At 36.6% G+C, this 18,823-nt stretch carries 18 protein-coding genes; 17 read left to right on the plus strand and 1 reads right to left on the minus strand.

The window, feature by feature from the left end; genetic code table 11:
• Positions 1-6: 6 nt before the first annotated feature.
• The 9 genes from sbnC to MUA37_RS00845 all read left to right on the plus strand — a co-directional run bounded on the left by sbnC (position 7) and on the right by MUA37_RS00845 (position 10,441).
• Positions 7-1,770 (plus strand): staphyloferrin B biosynthesis protein SbnC, encoded by a 1,764-nt coding sequence (gene sbnC / locus MUA37_RS00805; protein WP_262624732.1) that lies wholly within the window; start codon positions 7-9, stop codon positions 1,768-1,770.
• The gene (locus MUA37_RS00810) at positions 1,763-3,022 is read left to right on the plus strand and encodes an MFS transporter (protein ID WP_142019238.1); all 1,260 of its coding nucleotides are present in this window, start codon (positions 1,763-1,765) and stop codon (positions 3,020-3,022) included. The genes sbnC and MUA37_RS00810 overlap by 8 nt, the downstream gene beginning before the upstream one ends.
• Positions 3,012-4,706 carry an IucA/IucC family protein gene (locus MUA37_RS00815; RefSeq protein WP_262624733.1) on the plus strand — a complete coding sequence of 565 codons (1,695 nt, stop codon included), beginning with the start codon at positions 3,012-3,014 and terminating at the stop codon, positions 4,704-4,706. Before MUA37_RS00810 ends, MUA37_RS00815 begins: the two co-directional genes overlap by 11 nt.
• Entirely contained in the window at positions 4,696-6,471 is a 1,776-nt protein-coding gene (sbnF, locus tag MUA37_RS00820; protein WP_262624734.1) for a staphyloferrin B biosynthesis protein SbnF, read from the plus strand. The genes MUA37_RS00815 and sbnF overlap by 11 nt, the downstream gene beginning before the upstream one ends.
• Positions 6,446-7,219, plus strand: a complete 774-nt coding sequence (locus tag MUA37_RS00825) for an HpcH/HpaI aldolase family protein (RefSeq protein WP_103388285.1) — start codon at positions 6,446-6,448, stop codon at positions 7,217-7,219. Before sbnF ends, MUA37_RS00825 begins: the two co-directional genes overlap by 26 nt.
• Positions 7,216-8,403 carry a type III PLP-dependent enzyme gene (locus tag MUA37_RS00830; protein ID WP_193325187.1) on the plus strand — a complete coding sequence of 396 codons (1,188 nt, stop codon included), beginning with the start codon at positions 7,216-7,218 and terminating at the stop codon, positions 8,401-8,403. Before MUA37_RS00825 ends, MUA37_RS00830 begins: the two co-directional genes overlap by 4 nt.
• Before the next feature lie 14 nt (positions 8,404-8,417).
• Positions 8,418-9,182 carry a bifunctional transcriptional regulator/O-phospho-L-serine synthase SbnI gene (gene sbnI, locus MUA37_RS00835; protein WP_142019243.1) on the plus strand — a complete coding sequence of 255 codons (765 nt, stop codon included), beginning with the start codon at positions 8,418-8,420 and terminating at the stop codon, positions 9,180-9,182.
• Positions 9,183-9,327: 145 nt separating this feature from the next.
• Positions 9,328-9,666, plus strand: a complete 339-nt coding sequence (locus tag MUA37_RS00840; protein WP_142019244.1) for a PadR family transcriptional regulator — start codon at positions 9,328-9,330, stop codon at positions 9,664-9,666.
• Positions 9,656-10,441, plus strand: a complete 786-nt coding sequence (locus MUA37_RS00845; RefSeq protein WP_142019245.1) for a hypothetical protein — start codon at positions 9,656-9,658, stop codon at positions 10,439-10,441. The genes MUA37_RS00840 and MUA37_RS00845 overlap by 11 nt, the downstream gene beginning before the upstream one ends.
• Positions 10,442-10,931: 490 nt before the next feature.
• Here MUA37_RS00845 and MUA37_RS00850 read toward each other — a convergent pair whose 3' ends face one another.
• On the minus strand, positions 10,932-12,245 hold the full coding sequence (locus tag MUA37_RS00850) for a YjiH family protein (protein ID WP_142019246.1): 1,314 nt from the start codon (positions 12,243-12,245) through the stop codon (positions 10,932-10,934).
• A gap of 346 nt (positions 12,246-12,591) precedes the next feature.
• Between MUA37_RS00850 and MUA37_RS00855 the strand changes: the two genes are divergently transcribed.
• From MUA37_RS00855 to alsE, 8 genes are all read left to right on the plus strand, one after another.
• Entirely contained in the window at positions 12,592-13,167 is a 576-nt protein-coding gene (locus MUA37_RS00855) for a dihydrofolate reductase family protein (RefSeq protein ID WP_107382461.1), read from the plus strand.
• 122 nt (positions 13,168-13,289) lie between these two features.
• The gene (gene fadH, locus MUA37_RS00860; RefSeq protein ID WP_262615303.1) at positions 13,290-14,054 is read left to right on the plus strand and encodes a 2,4-dienoyl-CoA reductase; all 765 of its coding nucleotides are present in this window, start codon (positions 13,290-13,292) and stop codon (positions 14,052-14,054) included.
• A 265-nt stretch (positions 14,055-14,319) separates the two neighbouring features.
• Positions 14,320-15,777 (plus strand): BglG family transcription antiterminator, encoded by a 1,458-nt coding sequence (locus MUA37_RS00865; protein WP_262624735.1) that lies wholly within the window; start codon positions 14,320-14,322, stop codon positions 15,775-15,777.
• A 1-nt stretch (position 15,778) separates the two neighbouring features.
• Entirely contained in the window at positions 15,779-16,174 is a 396-nt protein-coding gene (locus MUA37_RS00870; protein WP_107382460.1) for a PTS sugar transporter subunit IIA, read from the plus strand.
• A 1-nt stretch (position 16,175) separates the two neighbouring features.
• Positions 16,176-16,493, plus strand: coding sequence for a PTS fructose transporter subunit IIB (locus tag MUA37_RS00875; protein ID WP_107382459.1), 318 nt, complete (start codon positions 16,176-16,178; stop codon positions 16,491-16,493).
• A 14-nt stretch (positions 16,494-16,507) separates the two neighbouring features.
• On the plus strand, positions 16,508-16,954 hold the full coding sequence (locus MUA37_RS00880; protein WP_021459498.1) for a PTS sugar transporter subunit IIA: 447 nt from the start codon (positions 16,508-16,510) through the stop codon (positions 16,952-16,954).
• Between the two features lie 27 nt (positions 16,955-16,981).
• Complete coding sequence (locus MUA37_RS00885) at positions 16,982-18,070, plus strand: PTS fructose transporter subunit IIC (RefSeq protein ID WP_262615306.1); 1,089 nt, start codon at positions 16,982-16,984, stop codon at positions 18,068-18,070.
• A 12-nt stretch (positions 18,071-18,082) separates the two neighbouring features.
• Complete coding sequence (gene alsE, locus MUA37_RS00890) at positions 18,083-18,766, plus strand: D-allulose 6-phosphate 3-epimerase (protein ID WP_262615308.1); 684 nt, start codon at positions 18,083-18,085, stop codon at positions 18,764-18,766.
• Positions 18,767-18,823 lie beyond the last annotated feature (57 nt).

Consider the following 18,823-nt stretch of genomic DNA (forward strand, 5'->3'; position numbering starts at 1 on the left):
CATGCAATGATGCAAGTTACAGCGCAACAACAGCAACAGAAAGCACAACTACACATACTGCGAGATTTGGTAGATAGTATGTTGTGTGAAGATATTTTTGAATTATGGTCCAAAAGTCGACTAGAACAGACACCAACTGCAACTATTTTACATTATCAGCAGGCAGCTCAAACGTTATCGATACCTGTATATTTAAGTGGCTTGAATACATATCGCTTGGCAAGTGACACTGTGGTATTGCATTCAAAGACAGCGCAGCATATAGCTGATGCTGTGACTTTATGGCAGGCACTAGTATCAATGAATGCAGCACGCTGCGACAACTTGAATGTGCAACGTTTTGCAGAAGGATTGATGACTGCCGAACAACAATTAGCAGACCAATTGACGCACTTAACATTAGCTGATAATACGTTCATCCAAGCAGAACAGTTAGCCAGTTTAAAGGATCGACCATTTCATCCTTTAGCAAAGGAAAAACGTGGATTGTCAGAAACAGACTATAAGCGTTATCAAGCCGAATATTGTCAATCGTTTGCACTACAAACTGTAGCTATTCATCGCGATTACCTTATTGCAGGTGATGTCGCGGAAGAAGCGGCATTGATGGAGACATTAGGATTAACCGATATTCAAGTGAAACAACTGTTAAGAGAACATGAGGTGACGGCAGCTGACTATATGGTGTTTCCAGTACATCCATGGCAATGGGAACATATTATTCGACCTATGTTCCAAGGGGAATTAGCTACAGGTGTTATCGTGCCACTCAATTATAAGTTTGGAAATTACGTCTCATCATCGTCGATACGTTCACTCATTGATGTGCAAGACCCGTTCCATCATCTTAAAGTACCTTTTGCCATGCAGTCATTAGGTGCCCTCAGACTGACGCCTACGCGATATCTATTAAATGGCGAAAAAGCAGAAGGGCTTTTAAGACAAGTGATAGCACAAGATAAGAACTTAGCCAATACGGTAACTTTATGCAATGAACGGCAATGGTGGTCATTTATGCAGGCTGATGGCAATATTTTTGCAGATAAAATAGGGCATTTAACCGCACAGCTCAGAAGTTATCCTGAGAGTGTAATGGCAGATCATACACAGTTAGTGTCTATGGCAGCACTTGCCGCACATGACACAAAATTATATGCATTAATCATAGATAAACCAGTCAAAGAGATTACACAAGATGATGTCCTAGCATTATTTGATGATATTGTGGCACATTTTATCCAAACGGTTATGACATTTATGCAGTATGGTGTGTTGCCAGAGGTACATGGACAAAATGTCTTACTATCATTTCAGGAGGGGCACGTTCAACAGTGTGTGTTACGTGATCATGATACTGTGCGTATTTATCCACCATTGATGCAAGCCAATGACATCAATATACCAGAGTACACAATTAGTCAAAACTCACCGAATACGTTGATTAATGATGATTTAGCAACATTTTTTACGTACTTCCAAACGTTGGGTGTTTCAGTAAATTTATATGCAATTGTCGATGCTCTGCATCATACTTTTAACATTAAAGAAGCTCAATTGATGACACGCATTAAACACGCTATGAAACAGCAAGTCGAAACGCTTAATTTTGCCCCTGATACCAAACAACAAATAACTACATTATTGTTTACAGCAGACACTTGGCCTTTTAAACGGATACTTTTACCGTTATTACAACAGCAAGGCTCTGGTGGTGGAAGCATGCCTTCTAGTATTGGGACTATAGCGAACCCTATGAAACGTTATGACTAATGTAGCAGTTTGGTATCGTAATTTTCGACTTTTATGGTTGAGTCAATTTATTTCTATTGCCGGTTTAACGATTTTAGTGCCATTGTTACCCATTTACATTGCCTCACTTGAATCGTTATCAGTTACTGAAATTCAATTATGGAGTGGATTAGCAATTGCCGCCCCAGCAATTACCACTATGATCTCGTCACCCCTATGGGGGAAATTAGGAGATAAAATTAGCCGTAAATGGATGGTGTTACGTGCGCTACTAGGCTTAGCGATTTGCTTGTTTTTGATGTCACTTTGTACAACGCCATTACAATTTGTTGTAGTGCGTTTATTGCAAGGATTATTTGGCGGTGTCGTTGACGCATCAAATGCCTTTGCGACGAGTGAAGCACCTGATGATATGCGTGGTAAAGTGCTAGGAAGATTACAAAGCGCGATTAGTGCAGGTTCCTTAGTAGGACCATTAATTGGTGGGATAGTCGCAGCGATGATTGGCTTTCAATCACTCTTACTTATTATCGCGATAATCACGTTTATTGTATGCATGGTCGGTGTGAAATTTTTAGTTGAAACGTCACATCAGCAACGTACTAAGCAGCAAACACCTGTATCATGTGGCGTTATTCAATCTTTTCACTGCTTACTTGGTACACAAGCGACATGCCGTTTTATTATCGTAGGTATTTTAGCCAACTTAGCCATGTATGGCATGATGACAGCGTTAGCGCCTTTAACGGCAGGTGTAAATACAACTCTATTAGATGACAAATCAGCTGTCGGTATAGTGCAGTCAGTATTTTGGACAGCATCAATTCTCAGTGCGCCGTTATGGGGACGCTTAAATGATAAAAATTATGTCAAACAAGTTTATTTACTAACGGCATTAATTTGCGGTTTCAGTGTAGTGCTACAAGGTTTGGCTACTAATATATGGATGCTTATGATTTTTAGAATTGTTCAAGGATTGACGTACAGTGCCTTAATTCAAAGCGTGATGTATGTAGTTGTTAAAGCATGTCATCGTGATTTAAAAGGTACGTTCGTTGGTTCAACCAATAGCATGTTGGTGGTAGGACAAGTGATTGGTAGTATGTTTGGTGCTGTGGTGACAAGTAGTTATAACCCGAGCATAACTTTTATAGTAATGGGAGTTATTTTTATCGGCAGTAGTCTAATCTTACTCTTTTCACGAGTCAATGAAATGTCAGAATATCAAATATCAATGAAGTTATGGGAGTTGAATGACAGACGTGCAAAATAAAAATATAGCAGCGCATGCTGCGGTAGAACGAATGTTAAATGTCTATTTTAGAGAACATCAGTTATATCATAGACAGCCAGAAGACAATATGTGGCACATTACCATTGATGACTCCCAACAATTAACTGGCCAATTTCACTATTGGTCAGCCATGGGGCATCATGCGTATGAACCAGAGATACAACTACAACAAACAGCTGTGACGACGTCATTAGCACCATTAGAAGTTATTACTAAACTATGTGACAAATTAGGACAAGGTGATGCGGTGTTAAGTGAGCGCATGTCTGAAATTAGTAACGATATTAAAAACAGTATAGCACGCACAGCGCATTATTTAGCATATCGAGAGCAACAACAGTCGCTCAACCCGTATATACTATCTGAACAATCATTATATTTAGGGCACCCATTTCATCCAACGCCAAAGAGTTCAGTAGGATTTAGTGAAGCGGATTTACAACGTTATGCGCCTGAATGCCAAGCTAAGTTCCAGCTTTATTATGTTGAAGTCGCAAATGAACTCATCGTCGAGCGTTATGTGACAGGCACAGCAGTTAGTGTCAATGACACACTCTTAGCGTTGGCTAAATTATCAACGTCTGAACTGACTGAAGGCTATACGTTATTACCGCTACACCCATTTCAACTTATTGTCCTACAAGATAATGCAGATTTTCAACAATGGGTTACACAAGGGTTAATTAAACTTATAGGAGAGCGCGGTCATGTATTATATCCGACGTCATCTGTGAGGACCGTTTTTGCTAAAGAGTTAAATATTTATTTGAAATTACCGATCCAAGTAAAAATTACTAACTTTGTCAGAACGAATGATTACGAACAAGTTGAACGCACAATTGATGCAGCACAAGTGATTGCAGCTATTAAAACAGAGTATGAATCCGCACAATTTAAATTAATGTTTGAACAAGGCTATCGTGCCCTTAGACCGCGCAAGACAACAGAGGATTTTGACCTGTTAGCGAACAGTGCCATGATCGTGCGTGAAGGTATAGAAAATTATCAACCACAGAAAAACATTCATGTATTAGCAAGTCTATTTGAGACTATGCCACATAGCTGTGAATCTTTATTAAGTAAGCAAATAACGTTGAGTAAGTTAACGGTAGAAACATGGTTGACAGACTATTTGAACTTAACACTAAAACCGATGTTACAACTGTTTGTAAATACAGGTGTTAGTTTAGAAGGTCATGTACAAAATTCCTTGATTGAACTAAAAGACGGTCGTCCTATTGCCTATTATGTGCGTGACTTAGAAGGTGTATGTCTATCACGTAAGAAAGCAGAAGCAGCACAGCTCGTCCCACAAGTAGTCGCAAACAACAGTCCAGTAGTCTACAGTGATGAGGCTGCTTGGCAACGTTTCAAATATTACATTATTGTCAATCATTTAGGGCATCTTGTAGCGACTGTTGGAAAACATAATGGTGAAGAACTAACGTTATGGTCTTACGTACGCGACATTTTACAATCATGGTCACAAGAAGAGGCAACATCAGCAGCATGGTCTGCTTATGTTATGGATTTATATAATAGTCCAGTGTTCGCGGCAAAAGCTAACTTAATTAGTAAAATTCATGATTGTGGCGAAAACCCTATTTATACAGATATACCAAACCCAATCGCAATGACTAAGGAGGTACAATATGATACCTAACACTGAACAGCTAGTGAAACAACGTATTATGAATCAATTGGTGACATCATTAATATACGAAAATATAGTGCATTATAAAGTGAGTCAAAATGACCAAAAAGCAACGATAATTATTGACGCTGGAGATATTACGTACCATGCTACTGTGAAGGAAGCATTTAGTTTTCAACGTTTAACCTTACAATCATCAGTGTTACGTTGTAATGCTAAAGGTAAATATGAAGCAACTGTGAATTACGCACAATTATTACGCGAAGTGGAATACACCTTCCCCAAAAACACTGAAAAAATTGAAGCGTTTATTCAAGAGTTGTTACAGACAGAATTGAAGGACCGTCAAGCGCTTCAATATAAGGAGGCATCTGAGGGAGATGTAACTTTAACGTTTGATGCTCTAGAATCATATGCGAGTGAAGGACATCCATATCATCCAAGTTATAAGTCGCGTCTCGGCTTTACTTTAGAAGACAACTTGCGCTATGGTCCAGACTTTAAACCCGAATTCAATGTTAAATGGCTAGCTATTCCACATCAACATATTGAACGCACAATAGCTACAGGAATAGAACCTGAACAGTTATTAGCACAACAATTGGATGCAGCAACGTTTAGACAATTTCAACAAACAATCATAGCACAGGGGAATGAAACTACCGACTATGGATGGCTACCTGTACATCCATGGCAATTTGAACACATTATCGCCACTGACTTAGCAGAGGAATGGCTAAATGGAGACATTATTTATTTAGGTGAATCCGTAGAACAATATAGACCACAACAATCGATACGTACTTTAGCACCCGTAGACACAACAAAATACTATATTAAAGTACCATTAAGCATTACTAATACGTCAACGAAACGAATTTTAGCGCCACATACGATTGGAAATGCAGCTCAAATTACGGACTGGTTAAAACAAATTCAAGCAGTAGATAGCTATTTACAAGATGACTTACAAACTATCTTTTTAGGTGAAATTATGGGTATGTCTTATCAATCACCTACAGCTAATACTGCTAAACAACAAGCAACGTACGGTGCGTTAGCTGTGATTTGGCGTGAGAATTTACACCACTATTTAAGTGCACAAGAAGACGCGATTCCTTTTAATGCACTTTATAGTAAGGAGAAAAACGGGCGACCACTCATTGATGAATGGATGCAACGCTATGGTGTAGCAACATGGACACAACAATTTATCAAAGTAGCAGTACAACCTATTATTCATATGTTGTACTATCACGGCATTGCGTTAGAATCACATGCGCAAAATATGATGTTGATTCATGAAGATGGTTGGCCGACACGTGTTGCTATTAAGGATTTTCATGATGGTATACGTTTTAAGCGAGATTTACTGAGTGATATGGCGAGTGACCCACAATTACAAGATACGCCAGAAGAACATAAAAAGATTAATAGCAATTCGTTTATTGAAACCGAGAATGTAGCTTTAGTACGCGACTTCGTATTAGATGCATTTTTCTTTATTAACATTTCGGAAATCATTATGTTTATTGAGAAATACTACGCTTTAGATGAACACAGTCAATGGGCATATGTTTATGCAGTGTTGGAAACATATCAGCGTCAGCATCCCAATTTGCCAAACTATGCGCATTTTGATTTATGTGAAACAACCATTCAAGTAGAAAAACTAACGACACGTCGTTTGTTAGAAGATACGGAACTTAGAATTCACCATGTCTCAAACCCGTTAGGAGTGATTGCATATGATGACATTATCACTCAAAAATAAATTAGCACAAGGCGCTCAATTATACGGCATGTTTAACTCTATACCCAATCCACTGGTAACTGAGATTATTGCCGCGAGTGGCTATGACTTTGTCATCATTGATAGTGAACACACTGCCATTAATGATGAAACATTAGAACACATGATTCGTGCAGCTGAAGCGGCACAGATAACCCCAATTGTAAGAGTGTCGCAAGCTATCGAACGCGATATTATCAAAGTATTAGATATGGGGGCACGTGGTATTGTTGTGCCACACGTGACTGATAAAGCAAAGGTAGAACAAGTCGTACAATTAAGTCGCTATTACCCACAGGGATTGCGCAGTTTGAATGGTGGACGCATGGCGAAATTTGGCGAGATTCCATTAACTGAGTATATGAATGATGCAAATAATGACATTTTAGTGATTGCGATGATTGAAGATAAAGAAGGTATTGCAGCATTAGAAGATATCGTTCAAGTTGAAGGATTAGATATGATTATCGAAGGTGCTGCAGATCTTTCACAATCTTTCGGTATTCCGTGGGAAACGACGAGTGATACCGTACAATCTGCACTACGTTATATGCATGATGTGACACAAGCAGCTGATAAATATTTCTGTGCCTTACCTAGAGATACAGCACAACAAAAGATGTGGTTACAACGAGGTGTAAACGCCTTTGTCTTGGGTGATGAGCGTGGTAAACTGTATCGTCATTTAAAGTCAGAATTATCTGTACATAAAGGAGCGCATACAACATGACACGATTACATGACACAATAGCACATTTGAAAACAAACGGCACAACAATGTGCCATTTCATCTATGATTTACCAGCGTTACACAAACATGTACAAGCAATAACAGCATCATTACCAGCAAATTGTGACATGTATTATGCGATGAAAGCGAATAGCGAAACATCTATTTTAGCAGCATTAAGTGAAGATGTAACTGGCTTTGAAGTAGCCTCTCAAGGTGAGATTGCTAAAGGTTTGGCCCATAAGTCAGCACAACACATTATCTTTGGTGGTCCTGGAAAAACTGATGATGAGTTAATTTATGCTATAGATCAAGTTATTCAGCGTATTCACGTAGAAAGTATTTATGAATTACAGCGTTTGAATGCACTATTAACAACACGACAACAACAGATGAAAGTGTTATTACGTGTGAATTTAGCAGGGCCATTCCCTAATGCAACCTTACACATGGCAGGTAGACCAACACAGTTTGGTATTTCAGAAGATCAGATAGATGCAGCGATAGCTTTAGCATTGGAGCTACCGCATATTCAGTTGGAAGGCTTTCATTTCCACTCTATATCAAATAATTTAGACGCACAGTTACACGTCGAAATAATGCGCTTGTATTTCCAAAAAGCTAAATCATGGGCACAACAGCATGATTTTCGCTTACAGCACCTTGATTTAGGTGGTGGGATTGGTGTCAATTATGCAGATTTGACACAGCAATTTGACTGGCAAACATTTATCGATGGCTTTCATCAAGTCATCGATGACGAAGTAATGCATGATGTGTCATTAAACTTTGAATGTGGTCGTTATCTAGTGGCGCATATTGGTTACTATGTGACGGAAGTGTTGGATATTAAACGCGTGCACCAAGCATATTATGCGATTCTTAAAGGAGGGACACAACAATTTAGACTGCCAGTATCATGGCAACACAATCATCCTTTTGAAATATATCCTGTAAGCCATAATCCTTATGCTTTTGAGCGTATTAGCGTGGCTCAAAAACCAGTCACTTTTGTCGGACAGTTGTGTACACCAAAAGATGTCTTAGCTAAAGACATAACAGTACCTTCTTTAACTACAGGTGATGTCATTATTTTTAATTATGCTGGTGCTTATGGTTGGTCGATTTCACATCATGACTTTTTAAGCCACCCTCATCCAACATTTATTTATTTAACTGAATAACAAGGAGGAGTTTTATGCAGGAAGTGTATCAACAGTTGCAGCTTGTGCCCGTCGAACGCATCGATTTACATGAAGACTTTGAACCTAGTAGATTAACTAAAACGCAAGCACAAATTGCAGCAGATCAATTTATTAGACATCCGATTCTAGTAGTGCAACTGCAATCAGGAAGGTATATGGTTATAGATGGGGTGCATCGCTTTACGAGTTTAAAAGCTTTAGGTTGTAATGTTATTCCTGTTCAAGTCATTGATGAGAGTAAGTATGGGATCACGACGTGGCATCATTGTGTGTCGGCTGGTAAATGGTGGCAGAACTTACAACAAGATCCGACTTTGCCTTGGACTACTGAAGCACGACAAGAAACACCATTCATTACAGTATGCCAACGTCACCATGAACAATATTTATACGCCGATGACTTAAGGCAGTCTAAATTAGCTGCCTGGTCTAAAGTCGTTGCCAGCTATAGTAAGAGCTACACAGTCGAACGTATCGCACAGGGAGAAATAAATGAGTTGTCTGATGAAGAAGTGTTGTTAAAATATCAACCACTCAATATTACAGAAATTGAAGCCGTTGTGGCACGAGGTGAGACAGTACCAGCAGGTGTGACACGTTTCAATATTTCTGGACGTTGTTTAAACTTACAAGTGCCGTTGCATATCTTAACAGAAGCAACAGTACATGTGAGAATGATGAAATGGCATAATTTTTTAGCTGATAAAATCAATAGCATTCGTTGTTATGCAGAGAAAGTATATTTAGTAGAACAGTAAAATCGCAAGACAGGGCAAGTATGCTCTGTCTTTTTTGAGTGCAAATTAATGTTTAAAAGATAATTAAAATTTATAAAAAATAGATTTGACATAATTGTAATTTTCAACTACCTTATATAGTAAGATAGTTGAAAGGGAGAATTTAATGTCAGTTTCCAATCAAATGATGAAGGGGTTATTAGATGGTGCAATATTAGGGTTGATTGCCAAGGGTGAAACGTATGGTTATGAAATTTTAGAGAAATTAAAAGCGCATCAATTTCCAGAAATTAGCGATGGTAGTATTTATCCAGTATTACTACGCTTAAATAAAAAAGGTTACATTACAGCAACTGTACGTCAATCAGATAATGGCGGTCCTAAACGGAAATATTATGCTATTACTGCAAGTGGTGAACATGAATTGCAAGTGTTTAAAGACAAGTGGAGCTACCTTAATGTAGGTATGAACAATTTATTTGAGGAGGGGAACAATGCTCAGTAAACAATCAGAACAATTTTTAACGAAGTTAAGAGTAGAGTTATTATTTAGAGGCAAGAAAGAGCAGGAGGTTAATGAAATTGATGATGAACTACGTGATCATTTAACTATAGCTGAAGAAAATGGTGAAGACGTTTCGGATATTACTAATACACCTATTGCTGAATATGCAGATCATTTTGCCCAACAACTCAATATTACTCAAGGTATTTATAAATACATTATGTACTTGTTTGTGTTTTTGTTTGTATTGATCATCGTGCCACGTATGTTTGATGACTCGTTTACGATATCTGTTAGCTTATTGCTTTATATAGGCTTCATTATTATTATCGGTGGCGTATTACAACTTTATGTATGGAAGAAAACGATTATTAGGTATGGCGATCAAAAAATAACATACATACTACTCATAAGTTTAGGTATTGCCATCTTTGGTTTAATTATTTTGGGCGAATTTTTAAGACGGAAATATCCAATTTACAATATAGTAACGTTGAATCAAACGCAAAGTGTCATTATAGGTTTATGCATTTTGATAGCTGTCAGTATCGGTTGTATTATCATTAAACAAAAATTATTCGCGGTAATTTTGTTTGTTATATGTTTGCCTAATTTGATAGGACTAGTTTTTAGTTTAAGTGGCTCGTCTAAAGATACAGTGATTTTGATTTCAACAGGTGTGCTTATCATAATCAACTTAAGTCTCACAGCTTATTTTATTTATAATATGTGGAAAGAGCGTAAATCAGACAAGGAAAATAGTTACAATCAATAATTCGCATACAAGAGGACGGAATATAAATCCTGATACTTAAAATAAGGGGAGGCTGCGATAATATTGAGTTGTTCCAATCTCATTTCATATTGGCAGTTTTTTGCAAGCTTTCCGTGGGCACTGACTCAGCCTGTAGTCTTCGGCTAGTGCTTTTCCCACAGGAGTCGGCATAAATCACTGCCAACAGGATATAGATTTTACGTATCAGATCATTTGATAGGTCGACATTATCTCCTACTAAGTAAATGTAGCGAAAATGCACTACTATTTTGACAAAACTATATAAATAGAACATAAACAAACCCTTCGCGAATTAATGCGAAGGATTTGTTTACATTAGGAGGCTAGGAGTCCTAGTCTTTTTTCATATTGACAGTAGCTGACTGCATTGAAAATGCGCTTCAAACCAAGCTTTTTTCAACGCTAGTCATCCTTGCCGGGGGGACGACGAAATCATTTTTTCAAAATCAGATTTCTGTCCCACTCCCTTTTAAAATAGTAATAGTGCTAATGGTATAGTAATTAATAACGTAAGAACGACACGTATGAACCAAATAACTATGAGTTTCCACACTGGTATTTTAATTTCTGTTGCTAGTATACATGGTACTAAAGCAGAGAAGAAGATAATCGCAGATACACTGACAACTCCAACGACAAACTTCGTGCTTAATGCTGCTTTAGCTACAAGTAATGATGGCAAGAACATTTCGATAATTGAAATGGCTGAGGCTTTAGCTAATAAAGCCTGATCAGGTATAGGGAATAGATAAATGACTGGGTAAAAAATATAGCTAAGCCAATCAATAAGTGGTGTGAAGTTCGCTAATAATAAACCTAAAAATCCAATCGATAAGATGGAAGGTAGTATAGCGATGGTCATTTCAACACCGTCTCTAACATTATCCCACACATTTTTTAATAGTGATGGTGTGGCAGCATTTTGTTTCATAGCTTCATTATAAGCTGTTTGTAAACGACTACCTTTAATAGCTACCTCCTGCTCTCCTTCTTGTCCGTTATAATATTCTGTAGATTCATTGACGATAGGAGGTAACCAAGCAGTAATAGCGGTCACGATAAATGTGATGACTAACGTTCCCCAAAAATATAAATTCCAATGTGGCATTAAGCCGAGCGTATTCGCTACGATAATCATAAAAGTCGCTGATACTGTAGAGAACCCTGTAGCGATAATCGTTGCTTCACGCTTGTTGTACATCCCTTTTTTATAAACTCGATTGGTAATTAATAGCCCTAAAGAATAACTACCAACAAATGAAGCTACGGCATCAACTGCAGATTTCCCCGGTGTCTTAAATACAGGACGCATTACTGGCTCCATAAAGACACCTACAAATTCAAGCAAACCGTAACCGACAAGTAAAGACAGTGCGATGGCACCGACAGGAATAAGTACACTTAATGGCATCATCAGTTGATCAAATAAAAATGGACCATAATCTTTATTAAATAATAGTGCTGGGCCAAAATTAAAAACATACATCACACCAATAACCGCACCGATGACTTTAAACAGTGTGATTATAAAATCAGTGGCTGACTTTTTATACGTTTGTCTCATAATAGGCAAGATGGCTCCTGCTAAAATCATTAATAACGCTATATATGGCATAACGTCACCTAATACTGCTCTAATCGCTAAATGGACATGATCAACAAAAATTGAATTTGTTCCATTAATAGTGATAGGTACGAAGAAACAAAATATGCCGATTAAACTAAAAATATAAAAACGCCATGCCCCTTTATTGCCAACTGCAATCGCTTCTTCTTTTATCATAGTGACACCCCTTTGTTTGATATGAATAACGTAGTTGAAAGATACACCATAAATTATACAAAATCATATCATCCCCTATATGACTTATTGTAGAGAAGTGAACATCAACTTACGTAAGATATCTTATATCTATTGTAAAAGGGTAAAATGTTATCAACCAATATTAATAAACTAACTATTAATAGTTTCAAACTATAAAACAGCTGTTGATCTATATTAATAGTACATTTGCTTTGTTAAATTAAAGAGAAAAAATTAACATATATTACAAAATAGGGTATAACAAAACGAAGTATTGTTCATACTAATTAATGTAATGACTATTAAAGTGAAGGGGCTGTTAGATGTGAGGCATTTAGTAGTATTTTTACATGCATCATTAGACGGTTTTGTTGAAGGACCGAATGGTGCTATGGATATAGGTTGGATTGCTTATAATGAAGAGTTAGAACAATTTGCTGATAAAGTTTTAAGCTCGGCAGATACCGTAGTATGGGGACGCAAAACATATGAAATGATGCATGATTATTGGCCATCGGTAAAAACAGAGACCACAGCATCAGAACACGAACGAAATCATGCTCAATGGATTGAACAAGTAGAAAAAGTAGTCTTTTCAACGACTTTAGAATCCGTAGATTGGAACAATACTCGTCTCGTTAATGATGGGGTGGAAGCAGCTATTGCAGATTTGAAGCAACAACCCGGTGGTGACATTGTGGTGATTGGTAGTCCACGATTTGCGCATCATTTGATGCAATTAAACGTGGTTGATACTTTTAAAATAACAGTATCACCAGTATTAGTTGGACAAGGATTACGCTTGTTTGAACATATTGCTGATCAAACAAACTTAACACTGAGACATAGCCAAACATTTGAGTCAGGGGCGCTTGGTTTATGGTATCAGAAACTGACTTAGCATTTTATGTTTTAAAAGTATTGTTACTTCCAGATAATTGTACTATTTTGTTATACTTGCAATAAGAATGTAAGCGTTTTCTGTTTGGAGTTAGATTATTATTAACATGAAGGAGCATGCAAATGAAGAATAAAGTGATTATGATAACTGGCGGTAGTAGTGGTATGGGTAAGGCAATGGCGAAACGCTTTGCAGCTGAAGGTGCAAAAGTAGTGATTACTGGACGACATATGGATAAATTGGAAGCAACCAAAAAAGAAATCGAATGTTATGCGGGACAAGTGTTATGTGTAGATATGGATGTACGTGATCCTGAGCGGGTACAATACACTGTAGATTATGCAATTGAAACTTTTGGCAAAATTGACGGTTTAGTCAATAATGCAGCAGGTAACTTTATTTGTCCGGCGGAGGATTTATCGATTAATGGTTGGAATGCGGTCATTGATATTGTGTTAAATGGTACATGGTATTGTACACAGGCAGTCGGAAAAACATGGATAGAACGTGGAGAATCTGGAAGAATCTTAAATATGGCCGCAACATACGCATGGACGGCAGGGCCAGGCGTTATTCATTCTGCAAGTGCCAAAGCAGGTGTACTATCAATGACTAAAACACTCGCAGTAGAGTGGGGGTCTAAATATGGGATTTGTGTTAATGCCATTGCACCTGGACCGATTGAACATACAGGTGGCTCCAAGAAATTGACGATATCAGAAGAGGCACGCCAGCAAACGATAGACAGTGTACCAGTCGGTCGTATGGGACAACCTGAAGAAATTGCTGGTTTAGCACACTTCTTGTTCTCTGATGAAGCAGCATACATTAATGGCGAATGCATCACAATGGATGGTGGTGCCTGGTTAAATCGCAGTCCGTTTTAACTGATTAAGAAAAGAAGAATACTATGATAAGAGGCTGGGACAGCATTACGTTGTCCTAGCCTTTTAATATTGCCAGTAGATGACTGCACTGAAAATGCACTTCGCATTAAATTTTTTAATTTTAATCATCTTGTCGGGGTGGGCCAATGAAATCTTTTTATTTTCTACCTCATTCATATTCATAATTGTCCTATGTAATGGACAAAGTTTAGTGAAGCGGTTACATTTTGGTGTAATATACTGAAATTGTTAGGAGGGATGCAATGTGGAAAAGGAGGACAAAATAAGTTTAATCATTAATCACTTATTAAATAATACGGGCTACATCAAAGCAGAAGAGATGGCAGAACTATTAACAACATCAACGAAAAGTATTTATCGGTTAATCAAAGAAATAAATAGTCGAGCCAGCGTCAATCAGATATGTGCAGAGAGAGGCAAAGGATTTTACATTAATCCACAATTTAGTGGACAGGATGCATTATTAGCCAAAAATAATGATGAACATAGACCGTCGATTTCTCCTATTGAAAGAAGAAATGAAATAACTAAAGATTTATTAATAAATTCACCACAGCCAATAACGGTAAATAACATTATTCATCAACATTATATTAGTGAAAGTATTTTGACGTCTGACGAAAAATACATCATTCAAGCTATTAAGTGCTTTGACTTACAGCTTATAAGAGAAAATAGAAATTTGTCTATTGTAGGCGATGAAAATAATATTAGAACAGCATTAATGCAATATATGGAATCATTAAATATAGCAATGGACAGTTCAAATAGCATTCCTAAAAATTTAAAAGAAAAGGATCTGAATTTTGTCCATAAGCAATTCAATATTATTGAAAAGGTCATGAACGTAAAAATTACGTATCCATATAATGTAAATATTGTTTCCCATCTATATATTTTAATTCTGCGTTTTAGAAAACATGGTGCCGAATTAAAGCAAGAAAAAAGTGATAAACAACTTACTAATATCAGCTTTGACCACAGCTATTATCGTGTGTGTGACATGATAATTAAAAACTTTGAACAATATTTATCATCAGACATTAACGACAAGGAAAAAGAGCATCTATACAAGTATTTAATTTCGTACAGAGTTGAGCACGTAGATGATATTTATAAAGAACAAAATTTTCCAACAGAAGTTCAAATGTTGACGAAACAGTTGCTCAAACGCATGAGTAAGTCAATGCATCAAAATTTTGATAATCCAAAATTTTATATTGATTTAATGAAACATATACAACCCATGAGCAATCGTTTAAATAATGGCATTGTGATAAAAAATACTTTGTTGAACCAAATAAAATATGAATATTATGATATTTTTATGAATCTTACAGAAGTAATGCAACAAATGCTTCCAGCTATTTCAGAAGATGAAATTGGCTTTTTAACTTTATATTTTGCCAAAGAAATAGAACGAAATCCTAAAAAGGTAAAGACACTAATTACGAGTACAACTGGTATTGGTACATCTGAACTTCTAAGAGTAAAAGTAGAAAAGAATTTACCTGAAATTGAAGTTGTGGATGTTATATCGACGGATTTTGTAGATGAAACAAGATTGAAAGAAATAGATTTAATTATTTCTACAGTTAATATAGAAAAATTTGAACGCACACCAGTAATTATTGTTAGTGCAATGTTTAATAAGAGTGATCAGCAAAAGTTGAAACAGCTGATTGAAAAAATGGGTGTTTAATATGAAAAAAATAATTAACGACTATGCAACGAATAAATTGACTCTTGCTGAAGTCACAGAAGAACTTGTAGAACTATTGAAAAGTAATGGTGTGTTAAAAGAAAACAACACGTTTATCAAGGATGTTCACAGTCGCAGTGAGCAAGGAGATTTAGAAATATATCCAGCAGTATACTTGCCGCACTTAAAACAAAGTTACATTAATACATCTCAGATTATAGTCATAACTCGATCTACTGACATAGCCATTCAGCATAAACAACACTTTGAACTCATCATATTTGTTGTAGTCGCAATGGATGTTTCAGAAGAAGCACAGACATATATTAGAAACTTTATCAAATCTTTAGCAGATGAAGCGTATATACAAAAATTAATTACTAAAGGAGCTATGTAATATGAATATCGTTAGCGTTTGTGCATGTACAGTTGGTATCGCACATACTTATATCGCAGCAGAAAAACTAGAAAAGGCAGCACGCAAAAATGGACACAATATTAAAGTAGAAACTCAAGGAACAATTGGTGTTGAGAATGAGTTGACTGTTGAGGACATTAAGCAGTCAGATGTCGTCTTATTGGCAGTCGATGTGAAAGTTGCTAATAAAGAGCGTTTTGAAGGCAAAAAAACAATAGAAGTCCCTACAGATATAGCCATCAAATCACCTAATAAATTAATGGAAAAAATTGCAGAAATATCTGCCACTAAAAATTAAAAAGGGGTGGAGACATGAAACTGATAAATATTTTAGATGAGAACATTATATATCCTAGATCAAATTTTGACACTAAGGAAGCAGTATTGAATGGTTTGGTGGAGCTATTAAATAAAGAAAACTATATAGATAGTTCAGCTGATTTTCTTGAATCAGTGTATGAAAGAGAGCATGAAGGCGTGACTGGCATTGGCAATTTATTAGCTATTCCTCATGGTAAAAGTGAACACGTTATAAAACCAGGCATTGCGATTACTACATTAAATAATAAAGTAAATTGGGAGTCTCTCGATGAAGAGGGCGCACAAATAGTATTTTTGATCGCAGTTGGGGTTGAAAATTCGAAAGCACATTTGTCATTATTGGCACAAATTGCACGGAAATTAAGCGATGATGAGATAAATGCCCAACTCTTAAAGGCTCAAAATACACAACAAATTATTCAAATACTAACGTCTTAAAGGGGATGAATAGTGATGATATCTATAATGAATAAATTAAATTTAAAAACACACTTATTAACGGCGATATCCTATTTAATACCTGTAGTGTGTGGCGCAGGTTTTTTAATAGCTATTGGTATGGCATTAGGTGGAGATAGTTCTGCAGATTTAACAAAAGCAGGATATAGTTTTTGGGATGTCTTAGCAGTTATTGGTGGTTTAGGATTAGGTTTATTGCCTGTAATTATTGCTACTGGAATAGCGTATTCAATTGCTGATAAGCCAGGTATTGCACCAGGTGTGATTATAGGATTGACAGCTAATGGGGTGGGCGCAGGATTTATAGGAGGATTAATCGGTGGATTTATCGCTGGTTATTTAGTGTTAGGCGTTATCAAGTATGTGAAATTACCAAACTGGGCAAAGGGCTTAATGCCTATGTTAGTTATACCATTTATTGCTTCTTTAATTGGAGGTTTAATTATGGTTTACGTCGTTGGTGCTCCGATAGGTTTGTTTACACAATGGTTAACAGAATACCTACAGTCGCTTAGTGGTACTTCTAAACTATTATATGGGATATTGATTGGCGTGTTAGCCAGTATTGATTATGGAGGACCAATTAATAAAACGGTATTTGCTTTTGTGTTAACACTACAAGCACAAGGAATCCATGAACCTATTACGGCATTGATTGTTGTAAACACTGCAACGCCACTCGGTTTTGCCTTGGCGCATTGGGTCAGTAAATTATTTAAAAAACAAATTTATCAACAAGTAGAGGTAGAAACATTAAAGACTGCCTTTCCAATGGGACTTATTGAAATTGTAGAAGGTGTCTTACCGATTGTCTTAAATGACATTGTACGATGTGTTATAGCTACAGGTGTTGGTGGTGCAGTCGGTGGTGCTATTTCTATGGTACTCGGTGGCAATGCACAAGTCCCATTTGGAGGTTTCCTGGTCTTACCTACAATGTCACAACCACTTGTCTTTGTCCTAGCGGTGTTAGCAAATATGGTTGTTACAGCCTTTATGTTAGCAATATTGAAGAAACAAGTTGATAAGTCTGAAGAAATGACAGATGAAATGGAAGAAGAAGATATCGATTTAAGTGATTTAAAAATATCATAGGAGGAATCAAGAATGACCAAAACAAGATTTTCACCGTCACTCATGACCATGGATTTAGATAAATTTAAGGAGCAAATTTCATTTTTGGATAATCATGTAGATTCGTATCATATTGATATTATGGATGGTCATTATGTGCCAAATATTACATTATCACCTTGGTTTGTAGAACAAGTGAAGAAAATTTCAAACGCGCCAATTTCAACACATTTAATGGTTACCAATCCTGCACAGTGGGTTGACCAACTGATAGATATTAAAAGTGAATGGATTTGTGTTCACGCTGAAGTCATGAATGGAGTAGCTTATCGTTTAATTAATAAAGTTCAAGATGCGGGTTTGAAGTTTGGAGTAGTGTTAAATCCAGAAACAAAACTAGAAGCAATATTTCCATACATTGAATTAGTAGATAAAGTAACAATCATGACAGTCGATCCGGGGTTCGCAGGAGAAAAGTTTATTGATAGTACGTTAGATAAAATCGTGACGTTACGTGAATTAAGGGCAAGCAATGACTATAACTATGTGATTGAAATGGATGGTTCTTCTAATAAACATACATTTAACAAAATACAAAAGGCTAACCCTGACATATATATACTAGGTAGAAGCGGATTGTTCGGTTTAGATTCGGATATCGAACAAGCGTGGAACATGATGTTGGATGATTTTAATAATACAACACAACAAATATAAGAAATATTAAATACCACATCAGAGCACCTATAATAGTGTCATATAGCAGCACACTAT

The organism is Staphylococcus arlettae (genome assembly GCF_025560845.1).
In the GTDB taxonomy this organism is placed as follows: domain Bacteria; phylum Bacillota; class Bacilli; order Staphylococcales; family Staphylococcaceae; genus Staphylococcus; species Staphylococcus arlettae.